The organism is Bradyrhizobium sp. th-b2 (assembly GCF_000426785.1).
Taxonomy (GTDB): Bacteria; Pseudomonadota; Alphaproteobacteria; order Rhizobiales; family Xanthobacteraceae; genus Bradyrhizobium; species Bradyrhizobium septentrionale.
On sequence record NZ_AUGA01000006.1, the window covers coordinates 1 to 21,810 of the forward strand.

The window sequence follows — 21,810 nt, forward strand, 5'->3', positions numbered from 1 at the left end:
CGAGCAATTGCTCGCCCCATCGCTGCGGCCGGGCGATACCGTTATCATGGACAACTTGCCCGCTCACAAGGTCCATGGCGTTCGAGAGGCCATCCGGGCGGTCGGAGCAAGCCTGCTCTATCTTCCGCCCTACAGTCCAGACTTCAACCCGATCGAAATGGCCTTCTCTAAACTGAAAGCCCTGTTGCGGGCCGCCGCAGCGCGCACCATGCCCGATCTCTGGCAAGCAATCGCCAACGCTCTCAAGCGCTTCTCACCCGAGGAATGCCAAAATTATCTCGTCGCGGCTGGTTACGACGCAACGTGATCGGAAAATGCTCTAGACCTTCAGCTCGCTTCCAGTCACGCGACGATATGCTTCAAGGTAGCGCTTGCTGGTCGCATCCACCACGCTGGCCGGCAGCGGCGGGGCGGGCGCGTCGCCGTTCCAGCGGCCGGCGTGGCGCTCGACATCGAGATAGTCGCGCAGCGGCTGCTTGTCGAAGCTCGGTTGCGGCTGGCCCGGCTTGTAGGCATCGACCGCCCAGAAGCGCGACGAATCCGGCGTCATCACCTCGTCGATCAGGATGATGCGGCCGTCTTTGTCGCGCCCGAACTCGAATTTCGTATCCGCGATGATGATGCCGCGGGCGCGGCTGGTCTGTTCGCCATAGCCGTAGACGTCGCGCGCCATCTTCTCGAGCGTCGCGGCAACGTCGGCGCCTACGATCTCGCGCACCCGCGCCACCGTGATGTTCTCGTCATGGCCGGCCTCGGCCTTGGTCGCCGGGCTGAAGATCGAAGGCTCCAGCTTCTGGCTCTCGACCAGGCCGGCCGGCAGCTTCTCGCCGGCAAGCGTGCCGTCGGCCGCATATTCCTTCCAGGCCGAGCCCGAGATGTAGCCGCGGATCACGCATTCGATCGGGAACACGGTGGTGCGCTTGCACAGCATCGCGCGCCCCAGGATGTCGGCGCGATGGTTCTTGAGCTCAGGCACCGCGCGGATGATCTCGTCGGCATCGGCGCTGATCATGTGATGCGGCACGGTGCCTTCGAGCTGCCGGAACCACCAGGCGCTGATCTGGGTCAGCACCGCGCCCTTCATCGGAATGGTTTCCGCCATCACGACGTCGAACGCCGAGATGCGGTCGGTGGTGAGCAGCAGCACCCGGTCGTCGCCGACGGCGTAGATATCGCGCACCTTGCCGCGGCCGATCCGGGGCAGGGGCAAATCGCTTGAGAGCATCGCAGACATCGGCTTGGTCTTTCTAGGTCGCTTGCAAAGACGTGCGCCCGCACGAGGCGTGCGGGCGCCAGAGACTATCGCAGGAAATAGCTCACTCCGGCAGCGGAATGAACTCGTGTTCGTGTGGAACCTGCGCGAAACGCCCGGTTTTCCAGTCCTGTTTGGCCTGCTCGATCCGCTCCTTGGACGACGAAACGAAATTCCACCAGATGTGGCGCGGCCCTTCCAGGGCGTCGCCGCCCAAAAACATCATGCGGGTCGGCCGCAGCGTCTTCACGGTGATGCGGTCGCCGGGCCGGAAGATCAGGAGTCGCGGCCCCTCATGGCGGTCGCCGGCGATCTCGACCTCGCCGTCGACGAGATAGATCGCGCGCTCCTCGTGATCGGGGTCGAGCGGCACCGAGGTGCCGGCCTGCGCGGTTACCTCGGTATAGAACCACGGCGAGACCATGCTGACCGGCGAAGTGATGCCGAAGGCAGAGCCCGCGATCACGCGCGCGGTGAAGTCGCGCTCGGAGATCATCGGCAGATCGCCCGCGCCATAATGCTGGAACGACGGCGCGATCTCTTCCTTGCCCGCCGGCAGCGCGATCCAGCTTTGCAGGCCGAGCATCTTCTGGCCGTCTTGGCGCTGCACGTCGGGGGTGCGCTCGGAATGCGCGATGCCGCGGCCCGCGGTCATCAGGTTCATCGCGCCGGGCTGGATCTCCTGGATGTTGCCCTCACTGTCGCGATGCATGATGCTGCCGTCGAACAGATAGGTGACGGTGGCGAGCCCGATATGCGGATGCGGCCGCACGTCCATGCCCTTGCCGGCGAGATATTGCACCGGGCCGAAATGGTCGAAGAAGATGAAGGGCCCGACCATCTGCCGCTTGCCGTGCGGCAGCGCGCGGCGCACCGCAAAGCCGTCGCCGAGATCGCGGGTGCGCGGCACGATGATCAGATCCAGCGCGTCGCAGGTCTGGGGATCGCCGAGTTCGGGATCGGTCGAGGGCTGCCAGCTCATGGAAAGTCTCCTTCTCTTTTGCCGCGATCATACTCTCTATCTGCCGTCCCGGCCAAGCCAACGGGTCGGCGCGAAGCGCCGCCCGTTGACAGGCTCCGCGCGAGCCGGGACCCATAACTACGGACGAAAGTTGGTACGCAAAAGCTGGGGCCCCAGCTTTCGCGAGCAACGCGCATCGGTGGTTATGGGTCCCGGCTTTCGCCGGGACGACGACATACGTCTGACGGGTGTACGCACGTGATAACAGCGTAAACTTGGAAACTGGAGGAGGCGATGGTTTCTCTGATCAGGCCGGGCGCAAAGCTGTTGCAGGTCGACGGACCCGTGATCGAGACGGAGCGGCTGTTGCTGCGGCCGTGGCGCGCGTCCGACATCGCGGACAACACGGCGATGCTGTCCGATCCGGAGACGGCGCGCTTCATCACGCCGGATCACCAGCCGGTCACCTCGGAGCTGAAGGGCTGGCGCAATGCCGCCGTCATCTCGGGCCATTGGACGCTGCATGGCTTCGGCATGTTCGCGGTCGAGGAGAAATCCTCAAGCCGCTATATCGGCCGGGTCGGCCCATATTATCCGCCGGAATGGCCGGGCTTCGAGGTCGGCTGGGGCATTGCCAAGGCACATCGCGGCAAGGGCTATGCGGTGGAAGCCGCGCGCGCCGCGATCGACTTTGTGTTCGCGAACTTCACCGTCGACCGCATCATCCATTGCATAGATCCGGCCAACGTCGCCTCGCAGGCCGTGGCGCGGCGGCTCGGTGCGGTGAACGAGGGTCCGGGCAGGCTCGAGGGCGATGTCGTCGATATCTGGGTGACGACACGTCAGCGCTGGCAGCACGAGCCATCTTGAAAAACCTTGTCCGACCGACGATTGTTCGGCGATGACATCGGCCGCACTTGAACTCTGCCTGCGCAGCGCCAGCGTGGCGCTGCTGCTGGTGCTTGCCGCCTTGCTGCTCACTGATTTTCGCAAGGCGCTGTCCGGGCGCCTCGCGGCCGCCTTCGCGTTGGGTTCGGCCGCGCATGCAGTGACCGCGTCGATTGGTGCCGGGCCGCCGGTCTCGGACTGGCATGCGCCACTGATCGCGCTCTCGACCGGCGATATCGTGGTGTTCTGGCTGTTCACGCGCGCGCTGTTCGATGACGCGTTTCGGCTGCGCTGGTGGCAGGGCCTGATCTGGGCCGCGGTCGTGGCCTACAGCTTCGTCAATTGCATGTGGATTGCACCCGCCGGTCACGCGCGGATCGCGATCATCATGGTCAATTCGCTCACGCTCGTCTTCGTTGCGCTCGCGGTGGCGCAAACCATCGGATCGTGGTCGGCAGATCTGGTCGAGCGTCGCCGCCGTGTCCGCGTCTTCATCGTCGCCGCATCTGCGCTGTACGGCGGCATGAACGCGCTGCTTCAGATCGCCTATGCCGGCAGCCGCGTGACCGTGGAATGGGCCAATTTGCTGAACGCGGCCGTGCTCACCGCCATCGTGGCCGCAATCACCTGGGCGATGATGCGCGTCGACGGCGCCGACCTGTTCACGGTGCCGGCGGAGGCCGGATTGCTGACGAAGCCGGCCGCGGTCGAGGAGGCGGCGGACCAGAGACTGGTCGATGCACTGATGCGGCTGATGGCGGACGAGCGGGTCTATCGCCACGACAACGTCACGATCGGCACGCTGGCAACCCGGCTGAAGATCCCCGAATATCGTCTCCGGCGGCTGATCAACCAGCGGCTCGGCTACCGCAATTTCAACGTCTTCCTCAACAACCACCGCATCGAGGAGGCCAAGGCGGCGCTAGGCGATCCCTCGCAGGCCGAAGTCCCCGTCATCACTATCGCGATGGACGCCGGCTTCCAGTCGCTCGGCCCCTTCAACCGCGCCTTCAAGGCGACCACCGGCGTGACCCCGACGGAGTACCGGAGGTTGAAAGCGAGCGCGGTGTGAGGTTCTCCCTCTCCCGCTTGCGGATCGTGAGCGATACCGAGTACGCGGGATCGGACTTAGCTTCTTGCGCTAACGTGAGGGACGCGCAGTGGCGGGGTTCCCTCCCCCCTTGCGGAGGAGGGTTAGGGAGAGGGGTAGCCATACGACGCGCTCTCAAACTTTTTCTCGGTGAGGGGGAAGTGAGCTGTGACGACGATGTTCCCAACGACGATCTCGCCCCGGGGCGCACCCCTCTCCCCAACCCTCCCCCGCCAGGGGGGAGGGAGCCTGACCAGCATGCTCGCCTCACAAGCTCGCGATCCAAACTGATGTAATCGCAAGACAATTCCAGAATCGGTAAGCCGCCCACTGTTCTCGGCCAGCCCGATTCCAAATCCGGCGAGCGCTCTGGCGCCCCCTGCGGCCTGATCCCGGCCGCGCACCATCGCGCCATGCCGGAGGATCCCGTGACCCGTCGAAAGCTCGTCTTCATTCTCGCTGCCAGCACCGCTTTCGGTGCGCTGGCGCTGTCCGCCGCCCGTGCCCGCGACGTGCCCAAGGTCGCGACCGGTTTTGTTGCGAATGTCGTCTGCTCGGAGACCTTCGTCAGCGGGCTCAACCCGAAGCGAAATCTGGTCGAGACCACGGACGCGATGCCGGGAACCAGCCTGATCACCTGGGCGATGGACACCGAGGTCGACCTTGATCGCAAGGACGTCACCGTGACGCTGTTCGGGCTTGGCCGCAGCCACGCAGTCTATCGCGAGGGGCTCGGCTGCACGCTCGACCACGGCGCGGTGCTCGCCGATGGCCCGCTGCCGCCCTCGAGGCCGCAGGCCGCGTTGCTGCCCGAGATCGCCGGTCCCGCGATCGTTGCACCACAGACCCCGCAGCTCGCGGCCGCGCTTGATCGCGCCTTCGCGGAGCCGGCCGAGCCGCCGTTCCGCCGCACCCGCGCGGTCGTCGTCATGAAGGATGGCCGCATCGTCGCCGAGCGCTATGCCGACGGCATCGGCACCGACACGCCGCTGCTCGGCTTCTCCGCGACCAAATCGGTGATCTCGGCCTTGATCGGAATTCTGGTGCGCGACGGCAAGCTTGCGGTCGACCAGCCGGTGCCGGTCGCCGCCTGGCAGGATCCGAAGGATCCGCGCCACGCGATCACGGTCGATCAGCTCCTGCGCCACACCGCGGGCCTCGCGCTCGGCAGCTCGCTGCAGGCCTCGCTGGCCTCAGCACTCGAGCCGGTCAACCGGATGAAGTTTATGGAGCCGGACATGGCCGCGTACGCCGAGAGCATTCCGCTCGAGACGGCGCCGGGCAAGGTGTGGAATTATCACGACGGCAATTTCATCATCCTCTCGCATCTGATCCGCAACGCGGCCGGTGGCCACGCCGCCGATGTGATACGGTTCGCGCGGGCTGAATTGTTCGGTCCGCTCGGCATGCGCAATGTCGTGATGCAGTTCGATGCTGCGGGCACGCCGGAAGGATCGGGCGCGATGATGGCGAGCGCACGCGACTGGGCGCGTCTCGGCCAGCTCTACCTCAATGACGGTGTCGTCGGGGGAAAACGCATCCTGCCCGAGGGCTGGGCAAAGTATTCGGCATCGCCGACGGCGAATGCCTGGGTCGGCATCGGCGCGGGCTTCTGGACCAATCTCGGCGACAGCTTCGGCGCCAATTATCGTGTCGCGCACGGCATGCCGCGCGACGCCTTCTTCGCCAAGGGCACGATCGGGCAGTATGTCGTGATCGTGCCGTCGCAGCGGCTCGTTATCGTCCGGCTCGGCCGTTCGCCGAACATGCCGGCCGAGGCGGACGGCGTGTTCGATCTGGTCCGTGACGTCGTCACAGCGACCTCCACCGGCGCGCGGCTCGCGGGCGGCAATTGACCTGCACGTCACACACACGCGCGACATCGTGAATTGAATCTCGGCCGCAGGAATTTTCTGATGCCGCGGCGCATCTCGCACCAGATGCGCCGCAATTCCCTTAGGAAACGCCTCAGCCGGAGACCATCATGCCGAAAGCCTACTGGATCGTGCACGTCACGGTTCACGACGAAGCCCGTTATCCCGAATACCTCGCCGCCGCGATGCCGGTGTTCGCGAAATACGGCGCCAACTTCATCGTGCGCAACGGTCCCTATGAGGTGATGGAAGGCGCGACCCGCCAGCGCAACTTCGTCATCGAGTTCGAGGATTGCGCCACCGCGATGGAATGCTACACCTGCCCCGAATACCAGGCCGCGAAAGCAATCCGGCAGAAATATTCGGACGGGGATTTTGTGATCATTGATGGCGCGGAGTAGGCGAGGCGCGCACTCTTGGTGACGTGAGTACACTACTCACGCTCCCTCCCCCTCCGGTTACACGTGTGGTCCTACCCCCGAGCTTTCTACCTTTTGCTCGGGGCCCATGGGTGCGATCGGCACCCGGCTTTCCCTGCGCCCTCTGCTTGAAGAGAGGGCGGAACGAAGAGCAAAGCTCGGACAAATCATGTCGCGAGAATGCGAAGCTATGTCCCCACCCACACTGTCATCGCCCGGCTCGACCGGGCGATCCAGTACGCCGCGGCCTCTCGGCTCAAGCACCGGCGTCTCTGGAATACTGGATCACCCGCATGCGCGGGTGATGACACCGCCTGGATGGCGCGAGCGCAGCCCCTACTGCCGCCCCAGCTGCGTCGCCTTCTCGACGCGATCGAACCGCTCCAGCGTCAGGATCGCGTCGGCGAGCTGGTCGGCGCGCTTGTCGAGCACCGGGCGGGCCAGCGTCAAAAACTTCTGCTGCATCGCCTGCGCATCGGGGAACGAGCCCGGCTCACCCGAGGGATCGGCGTAGAGGCGCTCATGCACGCCGTCGTCGGTGGTGATCGAGACGCGGGCGCCGAACGGGTGGGTGCGGCCGACCTCGAGGCGGTCGTCCTGCACCACGTCGAACTTGTCGGCGAGCGCGTCGATTGCCTTATCGCCAAGCCGGCCGTAATCGTCCCAGCCGAAATGGCCCTGGTCGAGCGCGATCGCGCCGGTGAAGAACATCGAGAACTGGCCGCCGACCACCGAGGTCGGATGGCGCTTGGTGGCGGCGTCGCCGGTCAGCGTGATGCCGTTGCGGTGCAGGCCGATCTCGACCTTCTTGATCTGGTCCGGCGTCAGATTGTGCTCGCGCCGCATTGCGATCAGCGCGTCGATCGCGGCGTGGGTGTAGCGGCAGCTCGGATAGGGTTTTACGCCGATCTTCAGCGTCTCGTAGGTATGGCCCAGGCCCGCCACCGCCTTGTCCGGATGCGCGTCGTCGCTGTAACCGACCAGCAGGCCGTGCTTGCCCTCGACCGCCTCGCTCGAGCCGACGAAGTCGTTGCGCGCAAGGGTCGCGGCGATCACGCCGTTCATCGCGGCGGCGCCGACCTGGTAGCGCTTGTTCCAGGCCCCATTGACGAGGAATTGCAGCGAGCCCGCCGCCTGGCTGCCGGAGACGCCGAAGGCGGAGATGATCTGTTCCTTCGACAGGGCGAACAGTTTTGCCGCCGCCGCCGCGGCGCCATAGGTGCCGGCGGTCGCGGTCGGGTGGAAGCCGCGGGCGTAATGCGAGGTCGGGTCGAGCGCATTGCCGAGCCGGCAGCACACTTCATAGCCGGCGACGATCGCGGTCAGCACGTCGCGGCCGGAGGCGCCGACCATCTCGCCGACCGCGAACGCGGCGGGCACCACCGGCGCGCTCGGATGCAGCGAGGAATCGGCGTGGGTGTCGTCGAAGTCGAGCGAATGGCCGAGCGCGCCGTTGAGCAGCGCCGCGACCGCCGGCGTCCAGGTCTTGGTGTCGCCGAACACGGTGGCCTCGCCCTTGCCGTCGAGCGCCAGCGCCTCCAGCATCTTCATCAGCGAGGGCGTCGATTCGGCATCGCGGCGGGCGCGGATCGTGCTGCCGAGGAAATCCAGCGTCAAAACCTTGGCGCGCTCCAGCACCTCCGGCGGGATGTCGCCATATTTCAGGTCGGCGACGTAGGCGGCGAGCGTTGCGGTTTCGTGGGCCATCGTGTTTCCTCAATTTTGCGGCGCAGGGTAGGCGGGCGGGTTTGGCCTTTCAAGCCACCTTGCCGCCGCGGGCAGCAGCCATGCTCCAACTCGCTTGGCTTCAAATCATGTAACACGGGCCTTTCCATTGATTGCGGATCAGGGTGCATGAGGACCTTCGCAAAACGCATGTACGACCAGCTTTGGACCCGCAAGACGCAGCTGGCGCTGGCGGTCCGGATCGCGTCCGCGGGCGTCGCGGCCTATACCATCGCGCTGGCGCTGAACCTGATGCTGCCGCTATGGGCGGTGCTGACCTCGCTGATCGTCACGCAAATGAGCGTCGGCCGCTCGCTGAAGGCGACCCGCGACTACATGCTCGGCACCATCGGCGGCGCGATCTATGGCGGCGCGATCGCAGTTCTGATCCCGCATTCCGGCGAAGGCAGCCTGCTGGCGCTCTTGGTGCTGGCGATCGTGCCGCTCGCCTTCATCGCCGCGCTCAATCCCAGCCTGAACTCGGCGACGGTGACGGCGGTGATCGTGCTGCTGCTGCCGACGATGCATCACTCCAACCCGCTGGATTCGGCGATCGACCGCGTCCTCGAGGTCACGGTCGGCGCGCTCACCGGGCTTGCGATCTCGTTCCTGGTGCTGCCGTCGCGCGCGGTCAGCCGGATCAGGGTCAATGCTTCAAAGCTGCTGGAACTGCTATCCGCGGCATTCGCCGAATTGCTCGCCGGCCTGACCCGCGGTCTCGACAACGACGCGCTGCACCGGATCCAGGACGGCATCGGCACCGCGATTACCAATTTGCATGCGACCGGCCTCGAGGCCGAGCGCGAGCGCTCCATGCATCTGTCGTCGGGGCCGGATACCGGGCCGCTGCTGCGCACGATCCAGCGGTTGCGGCATGATGTCGTGATGATCGGGCGGGCCTGTGTGGTGCCGCTGCCGGCCGATATCCAGGCCAGGCTGGCGCGGCCGCTCGCCGACGTCAGCAAGGCGATCGTCAGCTATATGGTGGCGGTCGCGACCGCCTTGCGTGCCGGCAGCGGCCCGGCCGACATGGCGCCGGTCGACGACGCGCTGCACGCCTACACCGAGGAGGTTGGCGCGGTCCGCAGGGATGGCCTGATCCGCGGCCTGCCGGTCGATGCCGCCGAACGCTTCTACGCGCTCGGCTTCTCGCTCGAGCAGATGCGGCAGAATCTCAACGATCTCAAGCGCTGTCACGGCAATTGGTGCACGAGCGAGGAGGCTTCCGAGAAGATCGTCGCTGATACACCGGAGAAGAGCGCGGCATGATCGCGGACTACGCTGTGCGGCGCGTCAGGCCCTTGCTCTCCATGCGCCAGATCAGGAGGTCGATACGGTCCTGACCGAAGAACGGTTCGTTCTCGAATACAAAGGTCGGCACGCCCCAATGGCCGGACGCCGCGTGCGCGTCCTCGTTGCCCTTGATGACCCCTTCATAGCGATCGGGATCGGCCACGATGGCCGCGTCCATCGCGGCGAGATCGAAGCCGGCGGCGGTCGCGGCCACAGCCAGGTGATCGCCCTCGTTCCAGCCCTTCACCGAGCCGCCCCACAGCACCCGGCTGATCGCGGCAGTGAAGGCAAGCGAGCGCCCCTCGAGCTGGGCGGCGGCGCCGAGCCGGGTCAGGCGGTGGATGTAGGGCTGGTGTTCGGCGACGTCGAACGTCGTCATGTCCTGCACGATCGGGTCCGGGCGCGGAAAGCGGAACGGGATGTTCTCGTGCTTGGCGACCCGGCTGGAATCCAGCACGACATAGCGGGCGAAGCGCGGATCGGTCTTCTTGAAGAAGCCGGGCACCCGCACCGCGAGCGGATAGACCGGCCGCAAATTCACCGCGACGTCATAGTCGGTGACCATCTCCAGCGTCTTCGGCAGCGCCAGATAGCTGTACGGGCTGCGAAACGAGAAGAACAGGTCGACCGACAGGGGCATGCGCTAGCCTCCGGCCTTGCGCAGCATCGCTGGCACGATCAGGCGGTGGAACGGCAGGATCACCGCGAGATAGGCGCGCCCGAGCCTGTTGTGGGTGAGCACCAGCGTGGTCGCGGTGATGCTGCGCGCGGGTCCTTCGGGCGCGACGTCGACGACGAGCCGGAAGTCGAGATGCTTGTCGTTGAAGCCCGCGACCAGCCGCTCCGGCGTTTCGCTGACCACCGGGAATATCCCGATCATGTCGCGCACTACGCCGTCGGCTGCGCCCGAGGTCTTCAGGCCGAGCGGCGCGACCAGGAGATTGCGCAAGGCGACCAGCCATTCGATCCAGCGCGGTTGCCGCGCCACCATGGCCTCTGCGGCGTGCCGGGCATCGAGATCGGGATGCGTGGTCGCGATCTTGAACGCATCGACAAACTGCGCGCCGGCGAGCAGCGCGGCGGGATCCACGTTCGGCGTGACCTCGTCAACCTTCATCGGGCAACCTTCATCCAACCAGTCTGCGTGCCAGCAGGCGGAAACGCAAGATGAGGAGCGTCGCATAAACAGCAGTCCCGAGCGACAGCCCGATCCAGACACCGGCGGCGTCGAGCTTCGCCCAGAAGGCAAGCGCGGACGCCGATGCGAATCCCACCAGCCAGTAGCTGATGACGGCGAACAGCAGCGGCACCTGGGTGTCGTTCATGCCGCGCAGCGCGCCGGCGGTGGTGGTCTGCACGCCGTCGGCAATGAAGAAGGTGGCGCCGATCAGGAGCAGCGCCGCGGTGAGCTGCGCGGTGGCGTCGGAGGCCTCGCCGAGGAACAGCGCTGCGATCTCGAAGCGGGCCAGGATCACCGCCAGCGTCATGACGCTCATGAACACGCCGGCAAGCGCGACCGCGACAAAGCCGGCGCGCTGCACCGCCTCGGTGTCGCGGCGGCCGACGGCCTGGCCGACCCGTACCGTGGCGGCCATGCTGACGCCGAACGGCACCATGAACAGGATCGCCGCGATCTGCAGCGCGATCTGATGTGCGGCCAGCGCCGTGGTGCTGATCAGCCCCATCAACAGGGCGGCCGCGCCAAACAGGCCGTACTCCAGCAGGAAGGCGATTGAGATCGGCGCGCCGACCGCGACGAGCTTTCCCATCAGCGGCCAGTCGATGCGCCAGACGCGGCTGAAGACGTGGTACTTGCGGAACGGGCGGCGGCGCGCCGCGAACCAGACGCCGGCGACGAAGGTGGCGAGATTGACGATCGTGGTCGCAAGTCCGGCGCCGAACATGCCGAGCTCGGGCATGCCCCATTTGCCATAGAGCAAAAGGTAGACCATCAGCGCGTTGGCTGGAATCGCGGCGAGCGTGATCCACAGCACCGGCTCGGGCCGGTTCACCGCGCTCATGAAGCCGCGGAGCGCGATGAACCACAGCGCCGGCAGGATGCCCCAGGCCAGCCCGAACAGATATTGTTGCGCCAGATGCGCGGTGGCCGGGCTCTGGCCGAGCGCGAGCAGGATGCGCTCGCCCTGGAACGGCAACGCCATCAGCGGCAGCACCATGAAGAAGGCGGCCCACAGCCCGACCCGCAGCGCGCGCCGCATCACGCGCGGGTTGCGCGCGCCGAACGCCTGCGCCGCCAGCGGCGAGACCGCCGACATCATGCCCATGCCGATGGTGAAGCTGACGAAGTACACGGTATGCGCCAGCGCCGCGGCGGCGACGTTCTCGCTGCCGAGCCGGCCGATGAAGGCGAGATCGGTCGTCATCATCGCGATCTGCCCGAGTTGCGTCAGCGCAAGCGGCACCGCGAGCTTCAGCGTTTCCGCGAGCTCGGCCGTGAGCAGCTTGCGAGAGGGGACGACGGCCGCGCGCGACGCGGCCGGGTCGATCTTGTCGATGCAGGTCATGATGGCACGCTTAGCACGGCAAACCGGCCAGAAGGATGGCCAAGCTGCCCAGACGCGACGATCTCACGCAGAGGTCGTCGTGCCCTGAGTTATTGGTTGAGCATGATCCGGCGGGAAAACCGCTTCGCACTTTTCCGGATCATGCCCGGATCACGATCGCGCTGGAATCCGCTTGATCCTGGCGCCGAGCGCGTTGAGCCGCTCCTCGATCCGCTCATAGCCGCGCTCGATCTGGTCGGCGTTGTTGATGGTGGAGGTGCCCTCGGCACAAACCGCGGCAAGCAGCATCGCCATGCCGGCGCGGATGTCGGGCGAACTCATCGGCGCGCCGCGCAGCCGGCTGGGGCCGGCGACGATCGCGCGATGCGGGTCGCACAATACGATGCGGCCGCCCATCGCGATCAGGTTGTCGACGAAGAACATCCGCGACTCGAACATCTTCTCGTGCATCAGGATGACGCCGTCGCACTGCGTCGCAGTGACGATCGCGATCGACATCAGGTCGGCCGGGAACGCCGGCCAGGGCTGGTCCTCGAGCTTCGGCACATGGCCGCCGAAATCGTCCTGGATCTTCATGGTCTGGTTCGACGGCACGACGAGGTCGTCGCCCTCGACGCCGCAGACGATGCCGAGCCGCTCAAAGCCCATCCGGATCGAGCGCAGATGCTCGACGCCGGCGCGCGCGATGCGCAGCGGCGAGCGGGTCACCGCGGCAAGCCCGATCAGCGAGCCGACCTCGATATGGTCGGGCTGGATCGCGTAGGTCGCGCCGCCGAGCGTCGCCGACCCGTGCACGGTGATGGTGTTGGTGCCGATGCCTTCGATCTTGGCGCCGAGCGCGACCAGGAAATTCGCGAGGTCCTGCACATGCGGCTCGGAGGCCGCGTTGCGCAGATAGGTGGTGCCGCGGGCGGCAACGGCGGCGACCAGCGCGTTCTCCGTCGCGGTGACGCTGGGCTCGTCGAGGAACACGTCGGCGCCCTTCAGTCGCGAGGCGCGGAATTCGAGTCGGTGCGTCGCGGTCACGGTGGCACCGAGCTGCTCGAAGGCCAAAAAGTGCGTGTCGAGCCGGCGGCGGCCGATCACGTCGCCGCCGGGCGGCGGCAGCGCGACCTCGCCGCAACGGGCGAGCAGCGGACCCGCGAGCAGGATCGAGGCGCGGATGCGCGCGCACAGCGCCGGGTCGAGATCGGCGGCGCGGATCTCCTTGGCGTGGATCTGCAGCGTGTTGCGCTCGGTCCATTCGGCGGCGGCGCCGACCGAACGGCACAGCTCGACCAGCGTTTCGGTATCGCGAATGCGCGGCACGTTGGTCAGCGTGACCGGGTGCTCGGTCAACAGCGCCGCGGCGATGATCGGCAGCGCGGAATTCTTGTTGCCCGACGGCTCAATGGTGCCCGAAAGGCGGCGGCCGCCTTCGACGATGTATTGGATCGGCGGCACGCGGAATGTCCCCTAACGCATCATGCAGACTTGAATTCGGACTCGGCCATTCAAAATTCTACAACGGAATCAATGGCAGTTCGGCACCGTAACACAGTTTCCGATGCAGCATCCACCCGAAAGGTAGCAGTGCGACAGCGCCGATCGCGCCGTCACGGATGCGTCATTTGGCCGGGGCGCAGGCCGTTAGATGTCGATGGTGGCGCTGAGCGAATTGTCCTGGATGAACTCGCGGCGCGGTTCGACCACGTCGCCCATCAGCTTGGTGAAGATGTCGTCGGCCTCGTCGACCTCCTTGATCTTCACCTGCAGCAGCGAGCGCGCATCTTTGTCCAGCGTGGTCTCCCAAAGCTGGTCCGGGTTCATCTCGCCGAGACCTTTGTAGCGCTGCAGCGAGACACCCTTGCGGGCGGCATCGGTCACGGCCTCGAACAGGTCGATCGGGCCGTGGATGATTTGCTCGATATCCTTGCGCCGGAGCTTGCCCGCCCGCACGTAAATCTCTTGCAGCCTGGTCGCATATTCGTCGAGCTTGCGTGCATCCGCCGAGCCGAGAAAGGCGTCGTCGATCACTGCCACTTCCTTGACGCCGCGCACGGTGCGCTCGAACTGGAAGCCCTGGCCTTCGGTGAAGGTGCCGACCCAGCCGCGCTCCACTTCGTCGGCCACCGCGTCCAGCCGCTTGGCGATGTAATCAGCCGCGGAGTTGGCGGTCTCGATATCGCCGGTGATCCTCGGGGTCAGCACGCCCGCGATCGCGGCCTGCTCGATCACCGCGCGATTGTAGCGGCTGTGCAGGTTGCGCAGCACCGAGCGGATCACCCTTGCGTCCTCGACCAGCGACCGCAAATCGCGGCCCGAGCGGTCGTCGCCGGAGGCCGGCTTGAACACGCATTCGTCGAGCCCGGTCGCGATCAGATAATCCTCCAGCGCGCGCTCATCCTTCAGATATTGCTCGGACTTGCCGCGCGAGACCTTATAGAGCGGCGGCTGGGCGATATAGAGATAGCCGCCATCGATGATCGAGCGCATCTGGCGATAGAAGAAGGTCAAGAGCAGCGTGCGGATATGGGCGCCGTCGACGTCGGCGTCGGTCATCACGATGATCTTGTGATAGCGCAGCTTCTCGACCGAGAAATCGTCGCTGATGCCGGTGCCGAGCGCGGTGATCAGCGTGCCGATCTGCTCGGACGACAGCATCTTGTCGGGACGCACGCGCTCGACATTGAGGATCTTGCCGCGCAGTGGCAGCACCGCCTGGAATTCGCGGTTGCGGCCCTGCTTGGCGCTGCCGCCTGCCGAGTCACCCTCGACGATGAACAACTCGGATTTGGCCGGATCCTTCTCCTGGCAGTCGGCGAGCTTGCCGGGCAGCGAGGAGACGCTGAGCGGGCTCTTGCGCGTCAGCTCGCGGGCTTTTCGCGCAGCTTCGCGTGCCGCGGCGGCCTGGATCACCTTGCCGACGATTTCCTTGGCTTCCTTCGGATTCTCCTCGAACCAGGCCGCGAGCGCCTCGTTCAGGACGTTCTCGACCACCGGTCGAACCTCCGAGGACACCAGCTTGTCCTTGGTCTGCGACGAGAATTTCGGATCGGGCACCTTCACCGACAGCACCGCGGTGAGGCCTTCGCGGCAATCATCGCCGGTCAGCGCGATCTTTTCCTTCTTTGCATTGGCCTCGGCATAGCCGTTGACCTGGCGCGTCAGCGCGCCGCGGAAGCCGGCCAGATGGGTGCCGCCGTCACGCTGCGGGATGTTGTTGGTGAAGCACAGCACGTTCTCGTGGTAGCTGTCGTTCCACCACAGCGCGGCTTCGACGCCGATGCCGTTGGCTTCTGCGCGCACCATGATCGGCGCCGGCACGATCGCCTTCTTGTTGCGGTCGAGATATTTGACGAATTCCTCGACGCCGCCGGAATAGTGCATCTCCTCGCGCTTCTCGACCGCATGGCGCATGTCGGAGAGCACGATGTTGACGCCGGAATTGAGGAAGGCGAGCTCGCGCAGCCGGTGCTCGAGCGTCGCGAAATCATATTCGATGTTCTTGAAGGTCTCGGGCGAGGCGAGGAAGGTGACCTCGGTGCCGCGTTTGCCCGGGGCATCGCCGACCACCTTGAGCGGCGCCACGGCATCACCGTGCGCGAATTCGATGTAGTGCTCCTTGTCGTCGCGCCAGATCCGCAAGCCGAGCTTGCTGGAGAGCGCGTTGACGACGGAGACGCCGACGCCGTGCAGTCCGCCGGACACCTTGTAGGAATTCTGGTCGAATTTGCCGCCGGCGTGGAGCTGGGTCATGATGACCTCGGCCGCCGAGACGCCCTCGCCCTTGTGGATGTCGACCGGAATGCCGCGGCCGTCGTCGAATACGGTGACGGAATTGTCGGCGTTGAGAGTGACCAGGACGCGGCTGGCATGGCCCGCGAGTGCTTCGTCGATCGCGTTGTCGACGACCTCGTAGACCATGTGGTGCAGGCCGGACCCGTCGTCGGTATCGCCGATATACATGCCGGGCCGCTTGCGGACGGCGTCGAGGCCCTTCAGCACCCGGATCGATTCCGCGCCGTATTCGGCCGGAATGGGATGCTCAGATTCGGCAGGGGTCTGCCGGGCAGGTTCTGTCATGTGAGGCCTTCGAGGATGTCCCGAATCAGCGGCGCAATATGGGGCGCTGATCATGCTATTTGTGCCATGAAAGAGGAGTTGCGCCTAGCGCAAAGTCTCTGTCCACAAACTATTGAATAGATGGGATTTTTTAGGCCTTTTTCAAGGTCTTCAAAGGCCGATTCCGGAGGCTCTGAAAAGCCCGATTCGGAGGTGGATTCGAGCCCCTCGCGGAGGCTGAGTCGGCGCCTCAGCCGCGCCGTGTGGCGCGACCGGATTCGACGTCGAAAATCTCACCTCGCGGGCCGATGTCGGCGAAGGCAGCGGGATCCGCGCCGGTCATCCAGACCTGCGCACCGAGCTTGGCGAGTTCGTCGAACAATGCCTTGCGCCTGTTGGGATCGAGATGGGCGACGACCTCGTCGAGCAAGAGCAGCGGCACGATGCCGGTCATCTCCGCGACCATCGTGGCATGCGCCAGCACCAGCCCGATCAGCAGCGCCTTCTGCTCGCCAGTCGAGGCGTCGCGGGCCGGCATGTTCTTCGGCGCGTAGACCACCTGCAGATCGGTCAGATGCGGGCCGTCGAGCGTGCGTCCGGCGGCGGCGTCGCGCGACCGGCTGGCGCGCAGGATCTCGCGGTAGCGGTCCTCCACTGCGGTCGCAGGCTCCTGAAGCAGCGCATTCTCCATCCAGCCGTCGAGCATGATCTCGGCGGACGGGAATGCCGAGGCCGCGCCGCGCTCGCGCAGCATCACGGCGAGCTTGGCGGCGGTCTGGCCGCGCGATGCGGCGACCGCAACCGCAAGCTCCGCGGTCTCGCGCTCGATCGCGTCACACCAATGGTCGTCGTAGTTGCGCACCTCGAGCAGGCGGTTGCGCGAGCGCAGCGAACGCTCCAGCGCCGAGACGCGGCTGGAATGCTCGGAATCGATCGCCAGCACCAGGCGGTCGAAGAAGCGCCGCCGTTCCGAGGCGGCGCCCATGAACAGGCCGTCCATCGCGGGCGTCAGCCACACCATGCGCAGATGGTCGCCGAACGCGGTTGCGGAACCCACCGGTTCGCGATCGATCCGGCAGCGCCGTGTGTTGCCCGCCTCGGCGGTCGGCGGATCGATGCCGGTGCCGAGCGTGGCGAGCCCGAGCGCGCCCTCGACCTCGGCCGAGACTGCCCAGGAGCCGTCGCCCTGATTGTCGGCGATGTCCTCCAGCGTCGCGCGGCGCAGGCCGCGGCCCGGCGACAGGAACGAGATCGCTTCCATGCAATTGGTCTTGCCGGCGCCGTTCGGCCCGACCAGCACCACCATGTCGCCCGCGACCTGCAGCGTCGCCGTCCGGTAATTGCGGAAATGCGTCAGCGACAGGCGATGAATGCGGGACGGGGTCATGTTACCTTGTCATTGCCGGGCTTGACCCGGCAATCCATCGTCCGCGTCAGCGGACAATTTCATCATATAAATCTCGCCAATCGGGATTGCCGGCGACGATCAGATCAATTTTCCACTCGCGCGACCAGTGCTTGATGTTTTTCTCGCGCTGGAGCGCCGCTGCGATGGTCTCATGCGCCTCAAAGTAGACCAGCGTCTTGATCCCGTACCGTTTCGTAAAGCTCTCTGCCAGCCCCTCGCGATGCTCGTAGACGCGCCGGACCAGATCGTTGGTCACGCCGACGTACAGGGTTCCGCCGGGCTTGCTGGCGAGGATGTACACCCAATAAATCATTTTGTTTGATGGATGGCCGGGTCAAGCCCGGCCATGACGAGAGTGAATTTCACACCCGCATCGGCATCAGCACGTAGAGTGCGCCCTTGCTGTCCTTGTCCTGCACCAGGGTCGGCGAGCCGGGATCGGCGAGCTTGAGCACCGCGACTTCGCCCTCGATCTGGGCCGCGATGTCGAGCAGGTAGCGCGAGTTGAAGCCGATATCGAGCGCGTCGGAGGCGTATTCGACCTCGAGCTCTTCGGTCGCGCTTCCGGAATCCGGATTGGTCACCGAGAGCACCAGCTTGCCGGCGGACAAAGCGAGCTTCACGGCGCGGCCGCGTTCGCTGGAGATGGTCGAGACGCGGTCGACTGCGGCCTCGAAATCCTTCTTGTCGACGACCAGTTCCTTGTCGTTGTTCTGCGGAATGACGCGGCCATAGTCCGGGAAGGTGCCGTCGATCAGCTTCGAGGTCAGCACCACATTGCCGAGCGTGAAGCGGATCTTACCGTCCGACAGCTCGATCGAGATCTCGGCGTCGTCGCCCTCGATCAGCCGCTGCACCTCGCCGACCGTCTTGCGCGGGACGATCACGCCCGGCATGCCGGTCGCGCCCTTGGGCAGCGCGAGGTCGATCTGGGCCAGGCGATGGCCGTCGGTCGCAACCCCGCGCAGGGTTGCCGCCTTGGCGCTGCCGGCGGCATGCAGATAGATGCCGTTGAGGTAGTAGCGGGTCTCCTCGGTCGAGATCGCAAACTGCGTGCGGTCGATCAGGCGCTTGATGTCGGAGGCCGGCAGCGAGAACGAGTGCGTCATGTCGCCGGCGGCAAGGCCGGGGAAGTCGCTCTCGGGCAGCGTCTGCAGCGTGAAGCGCGAGCGCCCGGCCTTCACCGCGAGCACCGAGCGGTCGCCGTCGGCTTCCAGCACGATCTGCGAGCCGTCGGGCAGCTTGCGCACGATGTCGTAGAACATGTGCGCCGGCACCGTGGTCGAGCCGGCGGTTCCGGTCTCGGCGGCCAGCGTCTCCGTTACCTCGAGGTCGAGGTCGGTCGCCTTCAGCGACAATTTGGCGCCCTCGGCGCGGATCAACACGTTGCCGAGGATCGGGATGGTGTTGCGACGCTCGACCACGCGGTGAACGTGACCCAGCGACTTCAGCAGTTGCGCGCGCTCGACGGTGACCTTCATTGCAATACCCGCCAGATCCCTCAGATGGAAAAGCCGGGCGGCCGTTCAGGGCAGCACCGCGGCATTGGAAACCCGAAAAGCCGGATCAATACCGGATTTGATCAAACCCACGGGGGGACCGCAAGGTGGCGCGGATGGGCGGCCGGTGCAAGGGAAACGGGCGCAAAACGGTCCCCGTTCCCCACGTTTTGGGCCGGAAAAAAGTTTAGCCCTCCCCCTTGAAAAGGGGAGGGCCATGGAACGATCTAAAGCCTTCTCCGTTCCGATTGAATCGGAACGGGGCTCTTGATTCTGGTTTTAACGCGTCTTCTTGACGCGAGCCGGCACCCACTTCGCTCGAAAAGGCTTCAGCCTGACGCGACGGCCTTATTCCTGCAGCTGACGCTTCAGCGATTCGACTTCCTCCGACAGCGTCGTGTCCTTGGCGACCAGTGCCTCAATCTTGCGCACGGCGTGCAGCACCGTGGTGTGGTCGCGGCCGCCGAAGCGCCGGCCGATCTCCGGCAGCGAGCGCAACGTCAGCGTCTTCGCCAGATACATCGCAACCTGGCGCGGGCGCACCACATTGGCGGTACGGCGGGACGACAAGAGGTCGGAGCGGCTGACATTGTACTGCCGGGCGACCACGCGCTGGATGTCCTCGATCTTGATCCGCTTCGGCTCCTGCGGGCGGATCAGGTCGCGCACCTCGCGCTCGGCCATCTCCAGCGTCACCGGCTGGTTGTTGAGCTTGGAGTGCGCCAGCAGGCGATTGATCGCGCCTTCGAGGTCGCGGCCGTTGTGGGTGATGGTGCGCGCCAGATAGTCCAGCACTTCCTCCGGCACCTCGAAGCTTGCGTGGTGGACGCGGGCCGCGGCGACGCGCGACTTGAGGATGCCGAGCCGCAGTTCCTCGCCGAGCGAAGCCATCTCGACCACCAGACCGCCGGCGAGCCGCGAGCGCACGCGGTCGTCGAGGCTTTCCAGATCCGACGGCGGACGGTCGGCCGCGATCACGACCTGGCGGCCGGCGTCGATCAGCGCGTTCAGCGTGTGGCAGAACTCGGCCTGCGTCGACTTGCCCTGCAGGAACTGCAGATCGTCGATCACCAGCACGTCGATGCCGCGCAGCGCTTCCTTGAACGCCAGCGCCGTCTGCGTCTTCAGCGCCGCGACGAAGCCGTACATGAACTTCTCGGCGGTAAGATACAGCACCTTGCGCTCGCCGCCGGAATTACCGGCCCAGGTCACTGCCTGCAGCAGATGCGTCTTGCCGAGGCCGACGCCGGCATGAATGTAGAGCGGGTTGAACATCACCGGATCGCCGCGGCGTCCTTCCGCCACCTGGCGCGCAGCCGCGTGGGCCAGCGTGTTGGACCGGCCGACGACGAAGCTTGCAAAGGTCAGGCGCGGATCGAGCGGCGAGCCGCCGAGCGCGTCATGGCTTGCGGACACCGGCGCGGTCGCGAACGAGCGCAGTTCAGGCGCCGGACGGCCGTCGGTTCGTTCGACACGGCGCGCTTCGACGGGCGCAACCGGCTCCTTCGCCGGGGCCATCGCACGGATAGCGGAGCGCACGGTGAGGTCGATCTTGTGCACTTCCGGCATCTCTGCCTGCCAGCACGAGAGCACGCGATCGGCGTAATGCGCCTGGATCCAGCTCTTGAGGAACCGGGTCGGAACCGACAGGTGCACGCTCTCGTCGTGCACGCTCTCCAGATCCATCCGTGCGAACCAGCTCGTGTACACGTCCTCGCCAACGCTCGTCCGCAGACGTCCCTTCACCCGCGACCAGCGATCCTGTTCCGTATTCGTCATAGCCTTCGTGCTTCCAAGTCTGAGAGAAAATTGTTGCGAAAACGCCGTGCAGGTTTCCTGCCACGACGCGACCTCCAGCGGGCGCGGTCTGCTCCGGACAAAGCTCTCCCGTGTGGCGACCATGCGCCACCGGACAGATCAGCTGTTTGGAGAAGATGCGTCCCGCGAGGTCAGCGCGTACTCGACGGTCTCTTGGGGTGAGAGCTGGCGTCCGAGGGGTTGATTACGGCACCACTGGAGATCTGCGCTTCGGCTGTCGTTGGTTCGACTGCAGTGATGATACCGTAAGGCATAAGTCCTCCCCCTCCTGCCGCGACGTATCGCGGCAAGTTGTCAGCTTGCTAGTGTCTTAGTTTCGAACTGCCGCTACCGAACACTAAAAATGCCCGGCGCTTCGCCGCCGCGTGTCGCCGTCAATCCGTTCACTTGCTCCGCGTTCCCGCTGCCGGATTCCGACGACTGTCCTGGTCTCTCTTGTTCGATCCCCCAAATTGCCGGGGACATCGCGGGAGAAATTTTGACACAGGCCAACCGTCCTCATATCGCTATGAGTTGTCAATCTAGCTTCGCTTGGAAAGCGTCGCTAACGCGCACACCGCCGCCGATTTGCACGTCCGCCCTTGGGTCTCAAACCGCGCTGATCTGGAGAGCCGTGGGCGTCGCGAACAACAAATAAATACACCAAGCGCATTTTCTGACAATCCGTGGATTCGACGGGGATCGTGACTCTTCGCGACTGTTGAGGCGTTGCGGATGCAGAGTTGCGAAAGCAAGGTTTTGAATCAGCGTACAGAATCGCGCGCGTCACAAATGACGGTGCAATACCAAAAATTTTTCATAGAAAATTTACATTTGGTCTCGCGCCGGTCATTTTTCCAATCGCTGCTCAGCGCTATGTGCATAAGTAACTCGCGAGACGTCATTTTTCTCGATTACTTTTGCAGGGTAACCCCGCTCGCATTTTCAACGCGCGATGCGGCGCGCTATTCCATTTATCGCGCTTAGCGTCGAACAATCTGCGCGAGTGCGATGCGTTAAGCATACCGAGCCGGT

At 65.3% G+C, this 21,810-nt stretch carries 18 protein-coding genes; 6 read left to right on the plus strand and 12 right to left on the minus strand.

Features of this window, described 5'->3' with window-relative positions; genetic code table 11:
• Positions 1 to 307 (plus strand): transposase (locus K359_RS0111030; RefSeq protein ID WP_029079398.1); only part of this gene is annotated, 307 nt, incomplete at its 5' end.
• A 12-nt stretch (positions 308 to 319) separates the two neighbouring features.
• On the opposite strand, the gene K359_RS0111035 is transcribed toward K359_RS0111030, so the two are convergent.
• A complete protein-coding gene (locus K359_RS0111035) occupies positions 320 to 1,234 on the minus strand; it encodes a phosphoribosylaminoimidazolesuccinocarboxamide synthase (RefSeq protein ID WP_029079399.1) in 915 nt (304 codons plus the stop codon).
• 82 nt (positions 1,235 to 1,316) lie between these two features.
• A complete protein-coding gene (locus K359_RS0111040) occupies positions 1,317 to 2,234 on the minus strand; it encodes a pirin family protein (RefSeq protein ID WP_029079400.1) in 918 nt (305 codons plus the stop codon).
• A 273-nt stretch (positions 2,235 to 2,507) separates the two neighbouring features.
• On the opposite strand from K359_RS0111040, the gene K359_RS0111045 reads away from it, so the two are divergent.
• The 4 genes from K359_RS0111045 (at position 2,508) to K359_RS0111065 (ending at position 6,466) form a co-directional block, all read left to right on the plus strand.
• Positions 2,508 to 3,083 carry a GNAT family N-acetyltransferase gene (locus K359_RS0111045; RefSeq protein ID WP_029079401.1) on the plus strand — a complete coding sequence of 192 codons (576 nt, stop codon included), beginning with the start codon at positions 2,508 to 2,510 and terminating at the stop codon, positions 3,081 to 3,083.
• 31 nt (positions 3,084 to 3,114) lie between these two features.
• The gene (locus tag K359_RS0111050) at positions 3,115 to 4,173 is read left to right on the plus strand and encodes a helix-turn-helix domain-containing protein (RefSeq protein ID WP_029079402.1); all 1,059 of its coding nucleotides are present in this window, start codon (positions 3,115 to 3,117) and stop codon (positions 4,171 to 4,173) included.
• 446 nt (positions 4,174 to 4,619) lie between these two features.
• The gene (locus tag K359_RS0111060; protein ID WP_029079404.1) at positions 4,620 to 6,047 is read left to right on the plus strand and encodes a serine hydrolase; all 1,428 of its coding nucleotides are present in this window, start codon (positions 4,620 to 4,622) and stop codon (positions 6,045 to 6,047) included.
• Positions 6,048 to 6,175: 128 nt separating this feature from the next.
• Entirely contained in the window at positions 6,176 to 6,466 is a 291-nt protein-coding gene (locus K359_RS0111065; protein ID WP_029079405.1) for a DUF1330 domain-containing protein, read from the plus strand.
• A 354-nt stretch (positions 6,467 to 6,820) separates the two neighbouring features.
• Here the strand turns inward: K359_RS0111065 and K359_RS0111070 are convergent, their stop codons facing one another.
• Positions 6,821 to 8,191 carry an MmgE/PrpD family protein gene (locus K359_RS0111070; protein WP_029079406.1) on the minus strand — a complete coding sequence of 457 codons (1,371 nt, stop codon included), beginning with the start codon at positions 8,189 to 8,191 and terminating at the stop codon, positions 6,821 to 6,823.
• Between the two features lie 147 nt (positions 8,192 to 8,338).
• On the opposite strand from K359_RS0111070, the gene K359_RS0111075 reads away from it, so the two are divergent.
• Positions 8,339 to 9,478, plus strand: a complete 1,140-nt coding sequence (locus tag K359_RS0111075) for an aromatic acid exporter family protein (RefSeq protein ID WP_029079407.1) — start codon at positions 8,339 to 8,341, stop codon at positions 9,476 to 9,478.
• A 7-nt stretch (positions 9,479 to 9,485) separates the two neighbouring features.
• Here the strand turns inward: K359_RS0111075 and K359_RS0111080 are convergent, their stop codons facing one another.
• From K359_RS0111080 to dnaA, 9 genes are all read right to left on the minus strand, one after another.
• A complete protein-coding gene (locus tag K359_RS0111080) occupies positions 9,486 to 10,142 on the minus strand; it encodes a 2-hydroxychromene-2-carboxylate isomerase (protein WP_029079408.1) in 657 nt (218 codons plus the stop codon).
• 3 nt (positions 10,143 to 10,145) lie between these two features.
• Positions 10,146 to 10,619, minus strand: a complete 474-nt coding sequence (locus K359_RS0111085; RefSeq protein WP_029079409.1) for a DUF2867 domain-containing protein — start codon at positions 10,617 to 10,619, stop codon at positions 10,146 to 10,148.
• Between the two features lie 10 nt (positions 10,620 to 10,629).
• Positions 10,630 to 12,027, minus strand: coding sequence for an MATE family efflux transporter (locus K359_RS0111090; protein ID WP_029079410.1), 1,398 nt, complete (start codon positions 12,025 to 12,027; stop codon positions 10,630 to 10,632).
• A 150-nt stretch (positions 12,028 to 12,177) separates the two neighbouring features.
• The gene (gene murA, locus K359_RS0111095; RefSeq protein WP_029079411.1) at positions 12,178 to 13,470 is read right to left on the minus strand and encodes a UDP-N-acetylglucosamine 1-carboxyvinyltransferase; all 1,293 of its coding nucleotides are present in this window, start codon (positions 13,468 to 13,470) and stop codon (positions 12,178 to 12,180) included.
• Between the two features lie 186 nt (positions 13,471 to 13,656).
• Positions 13,657 to 16,092, minus strand: a complete 2,436-nt coding sequence (gene gyrB / locus K359_RS0111100; RefSeq protein WP_029079412.1) for a DNA topoisomerase (ATP-hydrolyzing) subunit B — start codon at positions 16,090 to 16,092, stop codon at positions 13,657 to 13,659.
• 229 nt (positions 16,093 to 16,321) lie between these two features.
• Positions 16,322 to 17,458 (minus strand): DNA replication/repair protein RecF, encoded by a 1,137-nt coding sequence (gene recF / locus K359_RS0111105; RefSeq protein WP_029079413.1) that lies wholly within the window; start codon positions 17,456 to 17,458, stop codon positions 16,322 to 16,324.
• A gap of 46 nt (positions 17,459 to 17,504) precedes the next feature.
• Positions 17,505 to 17,792, minus strand: coding sequence for a GIY-YIG nuclease family protein (locus K359_RS0111110; protein WP_029079414.1), 288 nt, complete (start codon positions 17,790 to 17,792; stop codon positions 17,505 to 17,507).
• A gap of 49 nt (positions 17,793 to 17,841) precedes the next feature.
• Entirely contained in the window at positions 17,842 to 18,960 is a 1,119-nt protein-coding gene (gene dnaN / locus K359_RS0111115; RefSeq protein WP_029079415.1) for a DNA polymerase III subunit beta, read from the minus strand.
• A 366-nt stretch (positions 18,961 to 19,326) separates the two neighbouring features.
• Entirely contained in the window at positions 19,327 to 20,757 is a 1,431-nt protein-coding gene (dnaA, locus tag K359_RS0111120) for a chromosomal replication initiator protein DnaA (protein WP_029079416.1), read from the minus strand.
• Between the last annotated feature and the right edge of the window lie 1,053 nt (positions 20,758 to 21,810).

Coding starts and splice junctions, on each gene's coding strand:
- K359_RS0111080 (WP_029079408.1), bottom strand. CDS start 10,142: ATGCCCCTGTCGGTCGACCTGTTCTTCTCGTTTCGCAGCCCGTACAGC.
- gyrB (WP_029079412.1), bottom strand. CDS start 16,092: ATGACAGAACCTGCCCGGCAGACCCCTGCCGAATCTGAGCATCCCATT.
- K359_RS0111050 (WP_029079402.1), top strand. CDS start 3,115: ATGACATCGGCCGCACTTGAACTCTGCCTGCGCAGCGCCAGCGTGGCG.
- K359_RS0111035 (WP_029079399.1), bottom strand. CDS start 1,234: ATGTCTGCGATGCTCTCAAGCGATTTGCCCCTGCCCCGGATCGGCCGC.
- K359_RS0111090 (WP_029079410.1), bottom strand. CDS start 12,027: ATGACCTGCATCGACAAGATCGACCCGGCCGCGTCGCGCGCGGCCGTC.
- K359_RS0111070 (WP_029079406.1), bottom strand. CDS start 8,191: ATGGCCCACGAAACCGCAACGCTCGCCGCCTACGTCGCCGACCTGAAA.
- recF (WP_029079413.1), bottom strand. CDS start 17,458: ATGACCCCGTCCCGCATTCATCGCCTGTCGCTGACGCATTTCCGCAAT.
- K359_RS0111085 (WP_029079409.1), bottom strand. CDS start 10,619: ATGAAGGTTGACGAGGTCACGCCGAACGTGGATCCCGCCGCGCTGCTC.
- K359_RS0111075 (WP_029079407.1), top strand. CDS start 8,339: ATGAGGACCTTCGCAAAACGCATGTACGACCAGCTTTGGACCCGCAAG.
- K359_RS0111110 (WP_029079414.1), bottom strand. CDS start 17,792: ATGATTTATTGGGTGTACATCCTCGCCAGCAAGCCCGGCGGAACCCTG.
- dnaA (WP_029079416.1), bottom strand. CDS start 20,757: ATGACGAATACGGAACAGGATCGCTGGTCGCGGGTGAAGGGACGTCTG.
- K359_RS0111045 (WP_029079401.1), top strand. CDS start 2,508: ATGGTTTCTCTGATCAGGCCGGGCGCAAAGCTGTTGCAGGTCGACGGA.
- K359_RS0111065 (WP_029079405.1), top strand. CDS start 6,176: ATGCCGAAAGCCTACTGGATCGTGCACGTCACGGTTCACGACGAAGCC.
- K359_RS0111040 (WP_029079400.1), bottom strand. CDS start 2,234: ATGAGCTGGCAGCCCTCGACCGATCCCGAACTCGGCGATCCCCAGACC.
- dnaN (WP_029079415.1), bottom strand. CDS start 18,960: ATGAAGGTCACCGTCGAGCGCGCGCAACTGCTGAAGTCGCTGGGTCAC.